Origin of the sequence: Burkholderia sp. Ed8 (assembly GCF_040761425.1) — a bacterium.
Taxonomy (GTDB): domain Bacteria; phylum Pseudomonadota; class Gammaproteobacteria; order Burkholderiales; family Burkholderiaceae; genus Burkholderia; species Burkholderia seminalis.
This window is the reverse complement of the sequence record NZ_CP142885.1, coordinates 2,399,918-2,417,130: the sequence shown is the minus strand read 5'-3', so window position 1 is coordinate 2,417,130 and position 17,213 is coordinate 2,399,918. Positions and strand designations below refer to the sequence as shown.

15 protein-coding genes are annotated in these 17,213 nt (G+C 62.4%); 12 read left to right on the top strand and 3 right to left on the bottom strand.

From position 1 onward, the window contains the following. Positions 1–185: 185 nt before the first annotated feature. Positions 186–1,100, bottom strand: a complete 915-nt coding sequence (locus VXM69_RS11050; protein ID WP_059694766.1) for a LysR family transcriptional regulator — start codon at positions 1,098–1,100, stop codon at positions 186–188. Between the two features lie 120 nt (positions 1,101–1,220). Between VXM69_RS11050 and VXM69_RS11045 the strand changes: the two genes are divergently transcribed. The 5 genes from VXM69_RS11045 to VXM69_RS11025 are packed head-to-tail and all read left to right on the top strand — an operon-like array spanning position 1,221 to position 5,186. Next, a complete protein-coding gene (locus VXM69_RS11045; RefSeq protein WP_069707189.1) occupies positions 1,221–1,934 on the top strand; it encodes a type 1 glutamine amidotransferase domain-containing protein in 714 nt (237 codons plus the stop codon). Between the two features lie 29 nt (positions 1,935–1,963). Continuing rightward, positions 1,964–2,797, top strand: coding sequence for a type 1 glutamine amidotransferase domain-containing protein (locus VXM69_RS11040; RefSeq protein ID WP_226112741.1), 834 nt, complete (start codon positions 1,964–1,966; stop codon positions 2,795–2,797). A 56-nt stretch (positions 2,798–2,853) separates the two neighbouring features. Then, a complete protein-coding gene (locus VXM69_RS11035) occupies positions 2,854–3,648 on the top strand; it encodes an SDR family NAD(P)-dependent oxidoreductase (RefSeq protein WP_059619754.1) in 795 nt (264 codons plus the stop codon). Positions 3,649–3,662: 14 nt separating this feature from the next. Then, the gene (locus VXM69_RS11030) at positions 3,663–3,953 is read left to right on the top strand and encodes a putative quinol monooxygenase (RefSeq protein ID WP_059619756.1); all 291 of its coding nucleotides are present in this window, start codon (positions 3,663–3,665) and stop codon (positions 3,951–3,953) included. Positions 3,954–3,983: 30 nt separating this feature from the next. Further along, a complete protein-coding gene (locus VXM69_RS11025) occupies positions 3,984–5,186 on the top strand; it encodes an L-dopachrome tautomerase-related protein (RefSeq protein WP_059619758.1) in 1,203 nt (400 codons plus the stop codon). 35 nt (positions 5,187–5,221) lie between these two features. Here VXM69_RS11025 and VXM69_RS11020 read toward each other — a convergent pair. Then, positions 5,222–6,363 (bottom strand): IS3 family transposase gene (locus VXM69_RS11020; RefSeq protein ID WP_088578745.1). Its coding sequence is split into 2 segments (ribosomal slippage): positions 5,222–6,111 and positions 6,111–6,363, totalling 1,143 coding nucleotides; the frame shifts between segments, so codons are not numbered across the junction. Between the two features lie 165 nt (positions 6,364–6,528). On the opposite strand from VXM69_RS11020, the gene VXM69_RS11015 reads away from it, so the two are divergent. Next, entirely contained in the window at positions 6,529–7,521 is a 993-nt protein-coding gene (locus VXM69_RS11015; RefSeq protein ID WP_367188589.1) for an IS5 family transposase, read from the top strand. Positions 7,522–7,778: 257 nt separating this feature from the next. Here the strand turns inward: VXM69_RS11015 and VXM69_RS11010 are convergent, their stop codons facing one another. After that, positions 7,779–8,690 carry a LysR family transcriptional regulator gene (locus tag VXM69_RS11010; protein ID WP_034189481.1) on the bottom strand — a complete coding sequence of 304 codons (912 nt, stop codon included), beginning with the start codon at positions 8,688–8,690 and terminating at the stop codon, positions 7,779–7,781. Positions 8,691–8,999: 309 nt separating this feature from the next. Here VXM69_RS11010 and mdlC point away from each other — a divergent pair, with 309 nt between their 5' ends. The 6 genes from mdlC (at position 9,000) to VXM69_RS10980 (ending at position 17,192) form a co-directional block, all read left to right on the top strand. Continuing rightward, on the top strand, positions 9,000–10,589 hold the full coding sequence (gene mdlC, locus VXM69_RS11005; RefSeq protein WP_175028328.1) for a benzoylformate decarboxylase: 1,590 nt from the start codon (positions 9,000–9,002) through the stop codon (positions 10,587–10,589). A 55-nt stretch (positions 10,590–10,644) separates the two neighbouring features. After that, positions 10,645–12,096, top strand: coding sequence for an aldehyde dehydrogenase (locus VXM69_RS11000; protein WP_367188588.1), 1,452 nt, complete (start codon positions 10,645–10,647; stop codon positions 12,094–12,096). A 263-nt stretch (positions 12,097–12,359) separates the two neighbouring features. Next, positions 12,360–13,706, top strand: a complete 1,347-nt coding sequence (locus VXM69_RS10995) for an MFS transporter (protein ID WP_367188587.1) — start codon at positions 12,360–12,362, stop codon at positions 13,704–13,706. A 113-nt stretch (positions 13,707–13,819) separates the two neighbouring features. Beyond that, the gene (locus tag VXM69_RS10990; protein ID WP_301741092.1) at positions 13,820–14,959 is read left to right on the top strand and encodes an alpha-hydroxy-acid oxidizing protein; all 1,140 of its coding nucleotides are present in this window, start codon (positions 13,820–13,822) and stop codon (positions 14,957–14,959) included. 68 nt (positions 14,960–15,027) lie between these two features. Next, positions 15,028–15,987, top strand: coding sequence for a helix-turn-helix domain-containing protein (locus VXM69_RS10985; RefSeq protein WP_367188586.1), 960 nt, complete (start codon positions 15,028–15,030; stop codon positions 15,985–15,987). A 152-nt stretch (positions 15,988–16,139) separates the two neighbouring features. After that, entirely contained in the window at positions 16,140–17,192 is a 1,053-nt protein-coding gene (locus tag VXM69_RS10980) for a carbon-nitrogen hydrolase family protein (protein WP_049031827.1), read from the top strand. The last annotated feature ends 21 nt before the right edge of the window (positions 17,193–17,213 follow it).

Genomic DNA, 17,213 nt, shown 5'->3' with positions numbered 1-17,213 from the left:
GCCCGAATACGAAAAGCCTTAAGACATGCCGGCTTCAGGCTGATTTCAACGTGCTTCGAATCGTTGCATGAAGTCGCTACGCCACTTGCATTCATTGGTGTCGTTCAACCGTGGCAATCAGTGAGCCGTTCGAATTTCCCGAACCCGTGCTGAGCGCTGAGAGTCCATCAACCATCATTCTGCTTTCATTTGGATGAATCGGGGGTAGACGCGACAAGCATGTCGATCAGGGCCCGTGATGCCGCAGACAAGCGACGATGAGGCGCATAAATCACAGAAAACGGCCGTGTGCGGCCACGGAGGTGGGGCAGCAGTTCGACGAGAGTTCCGGCCTGAATCCGGTCCCGAACAATAAAATCATAGGTCTGGCAGATGCCGGCGCCGCTCTGCGCCATTGAAACGACACCCAGCACATCGTCGGAGACCGCGATGTTCGAAGGCGGCAGCCAGTCGATGTCCTGACCGCCGTCCTGGAACACCCACGGTGCGATACGGCCGCTGCTGGGCAGCATGAAAGGCAAGCAAAGGTGGCACTCCAGAGCGGCCACGTTTTCCGGAATGCCAGCATTGGCGATGTAATCGGGCGACGCTACCAGGCATAACGCTGCATCTTCGAGCTTGCGCGCGACCAGTCCACTGTCGGGCAATGCGCCTAGCCGGATCGCCAGATCGAAACCTTCGGCCACCAGATCGACGTTCCGGTTCGCGATATTCAACTCCACGCGAACCTGCGGGTGTTGCTGCGTGAACTTCCGAAGCAGCGGTGGCAGACGATAGTGTCCGTACGTCGTCGGTACGCTGAGCCGGACATGACCTGTCAGCGCGCCGTCCTGCCCCTGAATGGCGCGCTCGGCATCGTCGATCAACAAGAACGCTGCGCGCGATTGTTCCAGATAGAGCCTGCCTTGCTCCGTCAGGCTCAACCGTCGGGTCGAACGACGCAGCAACTGCACACCCAGCCGAGTCTCCAGGCGCGTGATAGCTCGGCTCAGAACCGAAGGTGTGCTGCCCAAGGCCACCGCGCCGGCGGTCATCGAGCCTTTTTCAATTACCGTGACAAACGCTTCCACATCACCGAGATGGTCGAATCTTCGCCCCATCTTGTCCTCCAGAGAACAGAAGATTTCCTTCTGACTCAGTTTATCTCCTCCGTTGAGCCAAATAAAGTGGGCGCATTGTGATCCGTCGTCGGGTCACCCACTGATATCGAGGAGCGAACCATGAATAGTGAACATCGCGACCGGCAGGACTTGTCCGTGCTGTTCGTACTCACGAGCCACGCGACGAAAGGCTCGACCGGCGAGCCGACCGGGTTTTATCTCGGCGAAGTGACGCATCCGCTTGCCGAACTCGACGCGGCCGGCATCCCGGTCGAATTCGCGTCGATTCTGGGCGGCGAGCCTCCCGTCGACGGGCTTGACCTGACGGACAAAGTCAACGCGCGCTATTGGAACGACAGTGCTTTCCGCGACGCGCTGCGCCACACGCAGCGACTGGGCGATGTCGACGCGTCGAAATATGCGGCTGTCTACTTTGCAGGCGGCCACGGTGCGATGTGGGATTTTCCGGGCAATCCCGACGTGCAAAAGGTGACTCGCGCGGTCTATGAGGCAGGCGGTGTGGTCGGCGCGGTATGTCATGGCCCCGCCGCGCTGGTGGATGTGACCCTCGGCGACGGAACGTACCTGGTCGCCGGCAAGAACCTCAGCGCATTCACGGATGAAGAGGAGCGCGCGGTTCAACTCGATCGCGTCGTGCCTTTCCTGCTCGCGAGCACGTTGACACAGCGCGGCGCGCATCACCATCCCGTACCGAATTGGACGGCGAAGGTCGTCGTCGACGGACGTCTCGTGACCGGCCAGAACCCGCAGTCGGCTTCCGGCGTTGGCGCGGCGATCCGTTATCTGTTGCTGAATCATTCAGGGCAGGCCTGAAATTCCCCATGGAGAACGCTATGCATTCGATGCGCAAGCTCGCCGTTGCCGCCATGCTCGGCATTGCAGCGTACAGCGCTCACGCGGCCAACGTGCTCGTGGTGTTGTCGGATTCCGATCACCTCGATCTGAAGGACGGCAAGGTCTTCGCGACGGGCTTCTACCTGAACGAACTGATGCAGCCCGTGAAGGCCTTGCTTGATGCCGGCCACCAGGTGACCTTCGCCACGCCCGAGGGCAACGCGCCCACGATGGATGCGACGTCTGCCGACAAGATGTACTTCAACGGCGACGAAAAGGCGATGCGCGGTTACCAGGCTTTGCTCGACAAGCTGCAAATCACGTCGCGCTCGCACTCTCCCGTGATCAGTCTGTCGCGGGTGGAGCAGATCGGTTACGAGCACTTCGATGCCGTCTATGTTCCCGGCGGCCACGCGCCGATGCAGGATCTTCTGACCAGCCCCGCAGTGGGCCGACTGCTGGCCGATTTTCACGCGCGCGGCAAGACCACGGCGCTCGTTTGTCATGGTCCGATTGCGTTGCTGTCGACCCTGTCCGATGCACAGGGCTTTGCACGAAAGCTCGCCTCGGGGAACGCGAGCGGCAGCTACCCGAAATGGATCTATTCCGGTTACCGCATGACGGTGATCAGCAACGCGGAAGAGGAGCAGGCAAAAGGACTGCTTGGCGGCGGAGTGATGAAGTTCTATCCGCAGACCGCGCTGCAGCAGGCCGGCGGCATCTATAGCAGCAACGAGGTGCCATTTACCGCGCACATGGTGACCGACCGCGAATTGATCACCGGTCAGAATCCGGCCTCCGCACTCGACGTCGCGGGCGAGATGCTGAAGCGGCTGAAGTAATGCCACGCAATGGACCGGCGTAGCCGGTCCTTCGACGAGCAAGGGAGAAGCAAACGGTGGATCTGCAACTTGAAGGTAAAACTGCCATCGTCACCGGCGCCACCGCTGGCATCGGCATGGCCATTGCACGAACGTTGGCCGGCGAAGGTGTGTCGGTCACGATCACCGGGCGTCAGCGTGACAAACTCGACACCGCCGTCGCCGAGATATCCGCTACCGCGCATCGCGGCAGCGTGCGCGGAATCGTCGCCGATGTGAGCGGCAAGCGAGGTGTCGCGGAACTGATCGAAGCGCAGCCGGATACGGATATTCTCGTGAATAACCTTGGCTACTACGAAGCCAGGGCCTTCGCCGAGATCACTGATGACGAATGGCTGCGAATGATCGATGTCAACGTCATGTCGGGCGTACGGCTGTCACGTCATTACTTTCCTCGCATGCTTGCGAAGAACTGGGGGCGTGTCATCTTCATGTCCAGCGAAGTCGGGGCGTTCACGCCGCCGGACATGGTGCACTACGGTGTCAGCAAATCGGCCCAGCTCGCGGTCTCGCGCGGAATGGCCGAACTGACGAAGGGTACGGGTGTGACCGTCAACAGCGTACTGCCGTCCGCTACGCGCTCCAAAGGCATCGTCGCGTATTTGCGGCAGACCGCGCCACGACCCGATATGACCGATGCGGAAATCGAATCCCACTTCTTCGACACGTATCGTCCGAGCTCACTGATCGCCCGCATGATCGAGGCCGACGAGATTGCCGCCATAGTGGCGTTGCTGGTCAGTCCTTTGGGTGCCGCATCCAACGGTGCTGCGGTGCGCGTCGAAGGCGGCACTTTTCGGTCGATTCTGTGAACAGGTGCCTCGATATGTCTGCCCACGTCATTGTCGCACTCGTAGAGGCGAAGCACGGTTGCGAAGCGGTGCTGGTTCAAGCCCAACAGGAACTCGTCGAGATGGCGCGCCACCAGCCCGGCTGTCTCAGTTACGAACTGCATGAATCGCTGGATCAGCCGGGGATGGTCGTCTTTTTTGAGCAATGGGCAGACCGCGCGTCGTGGGAGTACCACATGCGCAGCCCGCTGATGGACGCATTCCGCGCGACCGCCGGTCAATGGATCGAAACCTTCAAATTGCTGCATCTGCATCAAGTCGCATAACCGCATCTAACGAATTCACCATCCTTCATCATGTTCGAGCGCTTGAGTCGAGTTACGCCATTTGCTTTCGCAATTGCCTTCATCAGTTGCGCGACCGCAGCGACTGCGGTGGCCGATACCCGGCTTGAACGCTGGCGAAGCTACGCCGGAGTAAGTTGGGAGATTCCGAAAGACGGTGGGGATCCCGCGCCGTTCGCAGGCTCGGTCAATGCGCCGATTGCCGGGCTTCATTTCGACGCACGCGGTACCGCATATGTGAGTACCCCGCGGTTCGTCGCCGCGTCGACACCGGCGACGCTAAGCAGGCTGGATACTCGGGCAACTACCGGCCCGGCGCGACTGACGCCATTTCCGTCAATGGAAGGCAATTCCACAGCAACTGCTCCGAGCGAGCATTTGCGCAACGTGCTGGGCTTCTACGTCGATCGGAAAAACGACTGGCTCTGGGCACTTGACATGGGGTTCGTTGCCGGGGAATCGGAGGCACCTGCTGGAGCCCAGAAAATCGTGGTGTTCGATTTGAAATCCGGACGAATCGTGAAGCGCATCGCCCTCGACGGTGTGGCCGATCGTGCCGGCAGCTTCCTCAACGACATCGTCGTCGACGAACACAGGCGCATCGCGTATGTTTCCGACAGTGGCTCTCGCAGTTCACCGCATAACAAGGTCGGACTGATCGTCGCCGATTTTGCGTCAGGCACGGCGCGACGTGTGCTGGATGGGCATCCGTATTTGCAGGTCGAAGCTGGGGTAAAGGTCGTCTCCCATGGAGTTGAAGTATGGCCGGAAAAGCCGCTGCTGATAGGTATCAATGGTATCGCGCTGTCGCCGGACGGTGCGACGCTGTATTGGACCGTGACGACAGGAACACGCGCACGTTCGGTTTCGACCGCCGTTCTTAGGCTGCACGGTGCGACAGATGAGAAGATCGCCACGGAGATTCGTGATCTTGGTGCTGTCGGTGGCAACACGGACGGAATCGTGACGGATTCGCACGGTGTGCTCTACATTACCGATGTCACGCACAATGGCATCGTAAAGTACGAACCGGGCACGAAATCGATGTCGTTGATCGCATCCGACGATGGCGTGCATTGGCCGGACACTCCGGCTCTGCTTCCGACCGGCGATCTCGTCTTCACGTCGAGCGCGCTGAGTGACCATGTCGCAGGTCTGGTCCCAAACGGTCACGAGCGCTACGAGTTATGGCGGATATCGATCGGCGGCAAGTAATTGGGAGTCGGGGCTGCATTGACCCTGAACCAGAATTAGTCCCGGTCGGAAGTGGAGATTTCCGGCTTGGTTGAGTTGTCAGGCGAGGCGGATTCCCTTGCCTGACGGGCGAATTCGGCGGGCGTCATCCACTGCAATGCAGAGTGGGGACGCACCTCGTTATAGTACGTGCGCCAGTCGTCGATTTTGCTCTGCGCGTCGGCCAATGACAAGAACCAATGCGCGTTCAGACATTCTTGCCGGAAGCGCCCGTTGAAGCTTTCGACCTTGGCGTTGTCAGTAGGCGTGCCCGGCCGGCTGAAATCCAGTTCGACGCCATGTTCATACGCCCAGCGATCCATTGCCTTCGAGATGAACTCGCTGCCGTTGTCGACCTTGATCGTGGCAGGGTGCCCGCGCATGGCGGTGATACGCGTCAGCGCTTCGACCACATGCTCTCCCTTCAGGCTTTGTCCAACCTCGATGGCCAGGCATTCCCGTGTGTAGTTGTCGACGACGGTCAGAGTCCGAAGGCGTCGCCCATCGAACAGTGCATCCGCAACGAAATCCATGCTCCAAATTTCGTTGATCGCGGTCACGATATGCTTGGGCTGTCGCAGCCGAGCCGATTTGTTACGTCGTGGTCGCTTATGCCGCAGTGAAAGGCCCTCCGCCCGATACAGCCTGTAGACGCGCTTGCAGTTATCTCGCCAGCCTTCCCGTCGCAGGACCACGTGAACGCGCCGATACCCATAGTGCACGCGCGTGGCGGTGATTTCCTTGATACGCATGAGCAGCGCCGACGAATCGCGCGCAACCGACTGATACCGATACAGCGAACGAGACATGCCAAACAACGCGCAAGTCTTCGTCAGGCTGGTTCGATAGCGATCACGCAATTCATCGATCAACATGCGCCGACGGGCAGGCTTCAGAGCTTTTTTGCGAGTACGTCCTGCAACATGGCCTTGTCCAGGCTCAGGTCCGCCACGAGCCGCTTCAGCTTCGCGTTTTCCTCTTCGAGCTGGCGCAAGCGGCGCAGCTCAGAAGGCCCCAACCCTCCGAATTTCTTCTTCCAGTTGTAGAAAGTCGCCTCGCTTATTCCGAGTTTGCGGCAGATCTCTTCGACCTTCGTACCCAGCTCGGCTTGCTTCAGGGCAAATGCGATCTGCTCTTCCGTAAACTTGCTCGTCTTCATGGCATGGCCTTCGTGTCCGCTTGGACACATCATGCCGAATTTCTCTACTTTTGCACCGGACTATTTCTTGGGTCAGGGTCAAACACTGATCAATTCGGCTTGGCGGTCATCGCTGACGAAGCCGAGGGCGTTGTAGAAAGAAGCTCACGGAACGGTCCCACGACGATGAAACGGCAGATTGGTTTTGCAGAAGCGGAAAACCTGGGCAAGAAGCGAGTGACCCGGCGACAGCGCTTCCTTGCGGAAATGGAGACGGTGGTGCCGTGGCGGCGCCTGCTGTCGGTGATTGAGCCGTACTACCCGAAAGGTGAACGGGGTCGGCCGCCGATCGGTCTTGAGCGCATGCTGCGGATCTACTTTCTTCAGCAGTGGTACAGCCTGTCTGACGAAGGGCTTGAGGATGCTCTGTACGACAGCATCGCGATGCGCGCCTTCGCGGGCATCGCGCTGGCGCGCGAGGATATGCCGGACGCTACCACGCTGCTGAAGTTCCGGCGCCTGCTGGTGGAGCACGAACTGACGCGAAAGCTGTTCGATGAGATCGGCATTGAGTTGTGCGAGCGCGGGCTGATGATGAAGGAAGGCACGCTGGTGGATGCGACGATCTTCGAGGCCCCGCCGTCGACGAAGAATGCCGAAAAGAGCCGGGACCCCGAGATGCACCAGACGAAGAAGGGCAACGAGTGGCATTTCGGCATGAAGGCTCACATCGGGATGGACGCTGACGCGGGGATGGTGCATAGCGTGATCACCACGGCCGCCAATGAGTCGGATGTATCGCAGGCACACGCGCTGCTGCACGGCCACGAGCCTGAAGCGTTCGGCGATGCAGGCTACACCGGCGTGGACAAGCGCGAGGAGATGAAGGGGCGGGCACTGAAGTGGCACGTGGCGTTCAGGCGCAGCAAGATCAAGACGATGCCCCAGGGCATGCTCAAGGATCTGGTGATTGCGGTCGAGCGGACCAAGGCGCAGATTCGTGCGCGGGTTGAGCATGCGTTCCATGTCGTCAAGAATCTGTTCGGACATCGCAAGGTGCGCTACAGGGGGCTGGCCCGGAACACGGCGCAACTGTTCAGCCTGTTTGCACTGGCGAACCTGGTGATGGCACGAAAGCGGCTGTGGCCATGCCATGGGAGCAGTCCGTCTGGTGTGTGAAAAATGCTGGGACGTGGTCGCGCAGATGCCCAAAATTCACTGCGGCGGCCTTCCAGTTTAAAAATTGCGCGCCGTATGTGCCGATCCGGCTGCGATAGGCTCATTGATCAGTGTTTCCTTAGGGAATTGCTGCCCTCTGTATTGGCTGGCAATTCAGGTACGGACATTTATGTGCATCTACAATAGGTATCGGCGTACAAAAGGATTACGGCCGGAAGAAGGGGGCGGAACGCCGAAGCCTCTCGCCGGCCGCCTGCTCACTTGCGCAACGATCCGGTCAGTTGACGCAATTCGTCCAGCAGCTTGACCGCGGGTGTGGGTAGCGTGCCGCGCCGGCGCCGAAACGCGGTCAACGTGCGTTGCGCATCCAGGCCTTCGATGTCCAGCGCGTCAATGACGCCGGCCTTGCTTTCGGTGTCGTACATCGGCTCGGCCATCCATGAGACGAAGCCGCATCGTGCTACCAGGCTTTTGAGCACGGTGACCGACCGGGTCTCGACGGCAATGGCCGGCATCGGGAGGCCTCGGGCTTCGAAGGTTTCTTGCATATGGGCATAAGGTCCGGTTCCCTTGGGCGTGATGGCCCACCGTTGTGTCAGCGTGTCCTCGAGCCGAAGGCCGCGCGTCGAGCGCAACGGATGATCGGTCGCCGCGACCACGAAACTCCGGTCGGTCCATGAACAATCGGTGAGCGCAGCGACCTCGTCGGTTTCGATTCCCGAGGTGCAGAGCGCCAGGTCGATCTCGTAAGCGAGCAAACCCTCGACGAGACGGTCCCACACGCCTTCAATCACCTCGACGCGCAGGTTGGGCCATTTATCGAGCACGCACGCGATGGCCATCGGCAGCACGAGGCTCGCGATGCTGCCCACCGCGCCCACCTTGATGACGCCTTTCGCGAGGCCGCGCATCGCGTCCAGTTCCTCGCGCGCCTGCTCGGCTTCCCTTTGCAGCAACATGGCATGCGGCATCAACGCCTCGCCCAGCGCGGTCAGCTGCATCCCTTTCGTGTGGCGCTCGAACAGCGGCGCCCCGACCGATTCCTCGAGCCGCTTGATCGATCTGCTCAGCGCGGGCTGGGTCATGTCGAGCAGCGTCGCGGCTCGTCCCAGGCTACCGGCGGACACGATCGTCGTGAACATCGTCAACTGCTGCAGATTGAAACTCATCGCGGCGAACCTGATTGAAAGGGAATAAAGGGGGCGAACAAGATCCCGAGTCGGATGGCGCTAGGTGTCTTCCCTGAAAGGAACCGCCGCGTACGCTCGCGGCGGCTGCCGGAAAACCGGTGCTGGCGGCGCTCAGCCCCGCCCGGTAAGGCTTCCGGCCTGAATGGACCCGTCAGGCCACTCGGCGATGTCATGCATGAATGTAATGACTTTGAGCATTCTTGGCAATTTTCAAACAAGGTATCGAATCCCATACTGCGGCTCATCCCATCACCGCCAGCCCGAGTGGCGAACCGCAGAGGATTCGAGATGCAACGAAACACAAGTGGGCAGCCGACCGTTCGCGACGCCGTCGTGGACTTGATGCGGCGCCTCGGCATGACGTCCGTGTTTGCCAATCCCGGCTCGACCGAGCTACCGATGTTCCGCGACTTCCCGGAGGATTTCCGGTACGTGCTGGGCTTGCAGGAAGCGGTCGTTGTCGGCATGGCGGACGGGTATGCGCAGGCGACCGGCAACGCCGCGCTGGTCAACCTGCATTCGGCGGCCGGTGTCGGCAATGCGATGGGCAACATCTTCACGGCGTTCAAGAACCGCACGCCGCTGATCGTGACTGCCGGCCAGCAGGCCCGCTCGATCCTGCCGTTCGATCCGTTTCTGTCGGCGTCGCAGGCAACCGAGTTGCCGCGCCCCTACGTGAAATGGAGCATCGAACCGGCTCGTGCCGCGGATGTGCCGCTGGCGCTCGCCCGTGCGTACCACGTGGCGATGCAGGAGCCGCGTGGCCCCGTGTTCGTTTCCATTCCGGTCGACGACTGGGATCAGCCGGCCGACTTCGTCGAGGCGACACGGGTCAGCACCCGGTTCCGTCCCGATCCGGAACGGATCGCGGAGATCGGCGACGCGCTGGACAGCTGCCAGCGGCCGGCCATCGTCGTCGGCGCGGAACTCGATCGCGCCGATGCCTGGAGCGAGGTTATCCAGATCGCCGAGCGCCACAACGCGCGGGTTTACGTCGCGCCGATGTCGTCGCGCTGCAGCTTCCCTGAAGATCATCGGCTCTTCGCCGGATTCCTTCCGGCGATGCGCGAAAAAATCGTCCGGATTCTGCACGGGCATGACCTGATCTTCGTCGTCGGGGCGCCGGCGTTCGCGTATCACGTCGAAGGCAGTGGGCCGCATGTGCCTGACGGTGCGGCGTTGTACCAGCTCATCGACGATCCGGCCACCGCGGCGTGGACGCCGGCCGGTACGTCGGTGGTGGCGAACATTCGCCTGGGGCTGGCGGACCTGCTCGCCCGTCCGGCGCCGCGGGGTCGGCCGCTACCGGCGCCTCGCGAGGCCGTCGAGCGCGCCGAGCCCACGGCGGTCATGTCGGTCGCCTATGCGTTGCAGACGCTGTCCGAGGTCCGCCATGCAGCCGATATCGTGGTCGAGGAGGCGCCGAGTTCGCGCCCCGTCATGCAACGGTATCTGCCGTTCACGCGCGGTCAGACGTTCTACACGATGGCAAGCGGCGGTCTGGGCTACGGCATGCCCGCCGCGGTGGGCGTGGCTTTGGGCAAACCGGGCAGCCGCGTGATCGGCCTCATCGGCGACGGCTCGGCGATGTATTCGCCGCAAGCGATCTACAGCGCGGTCCAGCTCGCTCTCCCGATCACATTCGTCATCCTGAATAATTCCCGCTACGCCGCCTTGCAGGAATTCGCGCCCGTATTTGGCTTTTCCGCGTCGGATCCGGTGCAGGGCACCGATCTCCCTGGGCTGGATTTCGTGTCTCTGGCCCACGGCATGGGCTGCAAGGGGGTTCGGGTGAGCGACGCACGGTTGCTCAAGTCCGCGCTGGAAGATGCGTTGTCGTCGGGTGAAACGCGCCTTGTGGAAATCGTCGTGGCCTGACCGTGAATCGGCGATTCGGCAGGCCGGCATGTCAAACATATTCGAGGAGACGGAAGTGAATCAGGTAGCGATGCTGATCAATGGCGAGCGCACGATGGCTCGCGACGGGGCGACATTCGAGCGCCGTAACCCGCTCGACGACACGGTCGCCTCGACGGCGCCGGCCGCGACCGTCGCCGATGCACAAGCCGCGGTGCATGCCGCGGCCGCCGCGTTTCCCGCATGGTCGACGATGGGGCCGGGCGAGCGACGCGCGTTGCTGAATCGAGCGGCGGAGGCACTCGAGGCAAAGGGCGACGCTTTCGCGCTGGCAATCGCAACCGAAACGGGCGCGTCCCGCCTGTGGGCCGATTTCAACGTCAAGCTTGCGGCCGACGGGTTGCGCGAAGCCGCTGCGATGATCACGCAGATCTCGGGCGAAGTGATTCCGTCGGACGTACCCGGCAGTCTCGCGCTGGGGGTTCGGCAGGCTGCCGGCGTCGTGCTCGGGATCGCACCGTGGAACGCTCCCGTCATCCTGGGCGTGCGTGCGGTTGCGTTGCCGCTGGCGTGCGGCAATACCGTCGTGCTCAAAGGCTCCGAGATTTGCCCCGCGACCCACGGCCTCATCATCGAGGCATTGCAGGATGCGGGACTGCCGCGCGGCGTCGTGAACTTCGTCACGAATGCGCCGGCGAATGCCGGCGACATTGTCGAAGCGCTGATTGCCGAGCCCGCGGTCAGGCGGGTGAACTTCACGGGTTCGACGCGCGTCGGCCGCATCATCGCGACCCAGTGCGCGAAGTATCTGAAGCCTTCGGTACTTGAACTCGGCGGAAAGGCGCCGTTTCTGGTGCTTCACGATGCCGACCTCGACGCTGCCGTGCAAGGCGCGGCATTCGGCGCGTTCGCCAATTCCGGCCAGATCTGCATGTCCACCGAACGCATCGTCGTCGACACGGCGATCGCCGACGAATTCGTCGCGCGTCTGGCCGAGAAGGCCAAGAGCCTGCCGCTTGGCGATCCGAGAAAGGGCCCGGCCGTCCTCGGTTCCGTCGTGGACATGGCGACCGTCAGGCGATGCAACGACCTGATCGACGACGCGCTGGCGAAAGGCGCGACCCTGGTGTGCGGAGGGAAATCCGATACCACGCTGATGCCGGCCACGTTGCTCGATCACGTGACGGCGGACATGCATATCTACCGGGAGGAGTCGTTCGGGCCCGTCAAGGCGATCGTCCGCGTCGATGGAGACGAAGCGGCCATCGCATGCGCGAACGACAATGAATATGGTCTGTCGGCGGCGGTCTTCAGCCGTGATGTCGCGCGCGCGTTGACGGTCGCGCGGCGTATCGAGTCCGGGCTTTGCCACGTCAACGGGCCGACGGTTCACGACGAGGCGCAAATGCCGTTTGGCGGGATGAAGTCCAGTGGTTTCGGGCATTTCGGCGGCAAAGCCGGAGTCGCGGAATTTACCGATTTGCGCTGGATCACCGTGCAAACGACGCCTCGTCACTACCCGTTCTGATCGTTGCCGCGGTCGGGGCGCGTCTTTTTCATGGTGGAAGAGACGGGCCTCCGGATCGTGGACGCGAACAAAACAACAACGATATACCGGTGAGTAGCCTTCGCTCCTCGAACGACGAGCGATCGGCACAAGGAGACTGCAATGCCTGTCGTCAATTTCGAGTTGTCGCTCGATCGCATCCGGTTCGAGCTTGACCGTCACGTCGGAACACGGATTACCCGGCGATGCGATTCAGACTTGACCGATCTGGCGGGGAGAGCGAAATGAACGATCGTAATCCTCTTCTGCCGACGGTAGACATCGGCCGTACCCTCGACGATGGACCGTTCTCGGCTTTCCAGCGAACGGTCGTCCTGCTCGCCGCGCTTGCGATCGTGATGGATGGATTCGACGGGCAACTCATCGGGTTCGCCATTCCCAGCCTGATCAAGGAATGGGGCATCACGCGCAACGCATTCGCGCCCGCCGTCGCAGCCGGCCTCGTCGGCATGGGGATCGGCAGCGCGTTCGCCGGGCTGTTCGCGGACAGGTTCGGCCGGCGCTGGGCCATCATCGGGAGCGTGCTGGTATTCGGCTTGGCGACGAGTTCGATCGCGCTGTCGCCGGACGTCACGACCATCGCGATCCTGCGCTTCTTCGCGGGACTGGGTATCGGCGGTGCGCTGCCGAGCGCGACGACCATGACGGCGGAATTCACGCCCGCACGCCGGCGCACGCTCGCCGTGACCGCCACCATCGTTTGCGTACCGCTCGGGGGCATGCTGGCGGGGCTGTTCGCGAGCGTCGTGCTGCCTCATTACGGCTGGCGGGGACTCTTTCTGATCGGCGGCACGCTTCCCGTGGCACTGGCGCTGCTGCTGTATTTCGTCATGCCGGAATCACCGCGTTATCTTGCCCGCCGTCACGAACGCTGGAACGAATTGCGTCACCTGCTGACCCGCATGTCCCGCTCGATTCAGCCGGACGCCGTGTTCGCCGATCAGAAGGAGCAGAAGGCGGGACCGCGCCCGGGCTTTCGTGCGCTGTTCGCGGACCATCAGGGCCGTGACACTGTGGCGATCTGGGTCGCATTCTTCATGAACCTGGTCGCGGTCTACAGCGCATTCAGCTGGTTGCCGACGATGCTGGCGGGCGAGGGGCTCAGCCCGTCGGTGGCCGGTTCCGGTCTGACCGCCTACAACCTCGGCGGCGTATTCGGCGCAATGGGCTGCGCGCTGGCAATCGGTCGGTTCGGATCGCGCTGGCCTTTGCTTGTCTGTTGCCTGATGGCATCCGCGAGCGCGCTGTTCCTGCGCGGTCTCGACGTGTCCGCCCACACGACGTTGCTCGTGTTCGGAATCGGTCTGCACGGCCTCTTCGTGAACGCGGTCCAGTCGACGATGTATGCCCTTTGCGCGTACGTCTATCCCACCGAGATTCGCGCGACCGGGACCGCGTCCGCGCTCGCGTTCGGGCGGCTTGGCGCGATTCTCAGCGCGTTCGCGGGGGCATTCGTGATCACGCAGGGCGGTGCGTCCGCATACCTGGGCATGCTGGGCGCCGCGATGGCGATGGTGTTCATCTGCCTGATGATCGTGCGTCGCCATATTCCGCCCATCAATGGCGGTTGATCTCGCTCGTCCGGTCGACAGCGGCGCGCGAAACCGCACGCCGGCGCGCCGCGTTTTTTTGCATCACGATTGACTCCGACAGTACCCCGATCATGACAACAGGATTTCCCGGCATGTTCTCCGTCAGCGACTATCGAGACGAAGCCAGACGGCGGCTGCCACGCATGGTGTTCGACTATCTGGAAGGCGCGGCGGACGATGAATCGGGGCTGACGCATAACCGTTCGGCGTTCGATACATTGCAGTTGTTGCCGCGCCGGCTGTCGGACGTCAGCACACGCGCGCAGTCCGTGGCGTTGTTGGGCCGGCGGAACCCGTTACCGCTGGTGATCGCGCCAACGGGCCTCAATGGCGCTTTCTGGCCGAAGGGCGACCTCGCCCTTGCGCGCGCGGCGGGCAAGGCCGGTATTCCGTTCGCGCTGTCGACGGCTTCCAACATGTCCATCGAGGAGGTGGCAAAGGGGGCCGACGGAGAACTGTGGTTTCAGCTGTACGTCGTTCATCGCAACCTCGCGAAGAGCCTGGTCAATCGTGCCCGCGCGGCGCGCTATTCGACCCTGATCCTCACCACCGATGTCGCGGTCAACGGCTTTCGCCGACGCGATCTTCGCAACGGTTTCGCGATGCCGTTCAAGGCCAGTGCACGTGCGGCGGTCGACGGACTGTCGCACCCGCGCTGGCTTTGGTCCTATCTGATGAACGGCATGCCCGAGCTCAAGAATTTCGCGACGGACGATGCATCGGACACGGCCTCGCAGGCCGCGATCCTGCGCCGACAGATGGATGCGAGTTTCGGTTGGGACGACCTGCGCCGCCTGCGGGACGAATGGCCGGGCAAGCTCCTCGTCAAGGGCATCGTGACGGCCGACGATGCCGCGCGGTGCGTCGAGCTCGGCGCGGACGGCGTCATCGTTTCGAACCATGGCGGCAGGCAACTCGCCGCCCTGCCGGCGACAGCCGACGTGCTGCCGGACATCGTCGAGCGCATCGCGGGCGCGACGATCATGCTCGACAGCGGCATACGGACGGGGGCCGACGTCGTCAAGGCGATCGCGCTGGGGGCCCAGGCCGTGATGCTGGGGCGCGCCACGTTATACGGGTTGGCGGCCAGAGGGGAAGCCGGCGTGAGCGACGTCATCGAGATGATCAAACGGGAAACGGACCGGACGCTTGCCCTCATCGGTTGTCGCTCGGTGGAGGCGCTCGATCGCAGCTACGTTTCGAAGCGGCCGTCCGGGGGTATTGCGCATTGACGCCGGATTTTGGATGCGTAATGGTCCGGGATAACGCTCTCGCGTATCTGCCGCCGGAACCTCGTGCCATGAATCAAGTGACGACCACGGATCATTACCATCGCGACGACAGGCTTCAGGCATGGGCGGATCAGGTTCGGGCCAGCTGCGTCCCGATGGTTTTCCGGACCGAGTCCGATCAGGGGTTTCATGGCGAGATTTCGAGCGTGAACACCGACGGCGTGTGTGTGTCGCGGATCTCGGCGGTCGATCACGTCGCGGCGCATGACTGGGACGAAGTGCGGCGCACGGCGGACGACTACCTGCTTGTGGCGATCCAGACCGAAGGGCGAGGCGCGATCGAGCAGGATGCCCGCACCGCGTTCGTCGGCCCTGCCGACATGGTGCTGTTCGATTCGTCGCGCAGTTTCGTCTGGCATTTCTCCGGGCAGCATTACACGATCCGCTTTCCCCGCAAGGCGCTGGAGAAATGGGTGCCGTGCGGCCGGCAGCACACCGCGGTGAGGATTCCCGCGGCCACCGGGATCCGCCGGATCGCCGCGGACCATATCGCGTCCCTGCACCGGGCGCTTTCGTCGGACGAAGGCGCCACGACCGGTTGCGAGCGGCTTGGCGACGTGTCCGCGAACCTGGTCGCGCTGGCGTTGGCGGATTATTTCAACACGGTCCCGCTGCCCAAATCCAACGTGAAAGAGATGCATCTGCTCCGCGCACGTGCGTTGATCCGTGACCGTATTCGCGAACCGGAACTGGGACCCGAACAGATCGCCGATGCACTGGGGGTATCCAGCCGTTATCTTTACCGGCTGTTCGCCGAGGTCGGAGAGTCGATCGGCGAGATCATCTGTACGGCCCGACTCGACGGATGCGGCGAGTGGCTTCGGCAACGCGCCTACGCAAACCGCTCGATTACCGATATTGCGATGGCGTGGGGTTTCAATAACGCATCGCATTTCAGTCGCACGTTTCGACGTCGCTTCGGCATGTCCGCGCGCGACTACCGTGCGACGCATCGCGACGCTGTCTGAATCGCCGCTGAGCGGGCTGCACGTCAATCGCGCGTGCTGGCAGCATAAGCAAAAATCCTGTTCTGTCAGAGTCAAGCGTCCACCATATTGGCCCCGGACACTTCGTCTACAACGTTGCGGGCGTCCCGTCCCGCGAGTCGTGGAGGAGTATCTTGGCGCTCAATCATCCCCAGTTCAAAGCGGCTGTCGTGCAGGCCGCCCCGGCCTTCCTCGATCTTCAGGCCGGAATCGAAAAGTCCATCCGCTTGATTGAAGAGGCGGCGCGGGCCGGCGCCGCGCTGATCGCATTCCCTGAAGTGTGGCTGCCGGGCTATCCGTTCTACGTCTGGCTCGGTACACCGGCCTGGTATATGAGCAAGGGCTATGTTCAGCGCTACTTCGACAACTCGCTGAGCTACGACAGTCCGGAAGCCGATGCACTGAGGGACGCGGCGAGGAAAAACCGCATCACGGTCGTGATGGGCCTCTCGGAGCGCAAGGGCCACTCGTTGTATATCGCCCAATGGATGATCGGCCCCGACGGCGAGACCCTGCTGCAACGGCAGAAACTCAAACCCACCCACCTCGAGCGGACGGTTTTCGGTGACGGGGAGGGCAGCGGCCTGACCGTGATCGACAGTCCGTTGGGCAAGCTCGGCGCGCTGTGTTGTGCCGAACACGTGCAGCCTTTGACAAAAGCCGCAATGTATGCGCAAGGCGAACAGGTCCATGTTGCCGCGTGGCCGAGCTTTTCCCTCTATGAATTCGCCAGCGCATTGAGCCACCAGGTGAACAACGCGGTTTCGCGTACCTATGCCGTCGAAGGCGGGTGCTTCGTCCTCGCGCCGTCGACCGTCGTCACCGAGGAGATGGTCGAGCATCTTTGCGACACCGAGGACAAACGTCAGCTGTTGCGGGCGGGCGGTGGCCATAGCGTTGGATACGGGCCCGACGGGGCGGAGTTGTTCGACAAGATCGACGAAACCGCGGAAGGCCTGCTCTACGCCAATATCGATCTCGGCACGCAATCGCTGTCGAAGTGCGTGTTCGATCCCGCGGGGCATTACTCGCGGCCCGACGTGCTGCGATTGCTGATCGACCGGCGACCGCGCCCCCCTGTCGCCGAAATACTCGACGGAACGCCGGCGGAGACGGCCGCCGACGATCTAGCCTCATCAGACGGCGGCTGCCCGCCCGGGCTTGCGGGCAGCGGCGGAGATCGGTAGCGGGACCATCGGGCTCGCCAT

Coding starts and splice junctions, on each gene's coding strand:
- VXM69_RS11050 (WP_059694766.1), bottom strand. CDS start 1,100: ATGGGGCGAAGATTCGACCATCTCGGTGATGTGGAAGCGTTTGTCACG.
- VXM69_RS11030 (WP_059619756.1), top strand. CDS start 3,663: ATGTCTGCCCACGTCATTGTCGCACTCGTAGAGGCGAAGCACGGTTGC.
- VXM69_RS11010 (WP_034189481.1), bottom strand. CDS start 8,690: ATGAGTTTCAATCTGCAGCAGTTGACGATGTTCACGACGATCGTGTCC.
- VXM69_RS10990 (WP_301741092.1), top strand. CDS start 13,820: ATGTTCTCCGTCAGCGACTATCGAGACGAAGCCAGACGGCGGCTGCCA.
- mdlC (WP_175028328.1), top strand. CDS start 9,000: ATGCAACGAAACACAAGTGGGCAGCCGACCGTTCGCGACGCCGTCGTG.
- VXM69_RS11015 (WP_367188589.1), top strand. CDS start 6,529: ATGAAACGGCAGATTGGTTTTGCAGAAGCGGAAAACCTGGGCAAGAAG.
- VXM69_RS11025 (WP_059619758.1), top strand. CDS start 3,984: ATGTTCGAGCGCTTGAGTCGAGTTACGCCATTTGCTTTCGCAATTGCC.
- VXM69_RS11040 (WP_226112741.1), top strand. CDS start 1,964: ATGCGCAAGCTCGCCGTTGCCGCCATGCTCGGCATTGCAGCGTACAGC.
- VXM69_RS11045 (WP_069707189.1), top strand. CDS start 1,221: ATGAATAGTGAACATCGCGACCGGCAGGACTTGTCCGTGCTGTTCGTA.
- VXM69_RS10995 (WP_367188587.1), top strand. CDS start 12,360: ATGAACGATCGTAATCCTCTTCTGCCGACGGTAGACATCGGCCGTACC.
- VXM69_RS10985 (WP_367188586.1), top strand. CDS start 15,028: ATGAATCAAGTGACGACCACGGATCATTACCATCGCGACGACAGGCTT.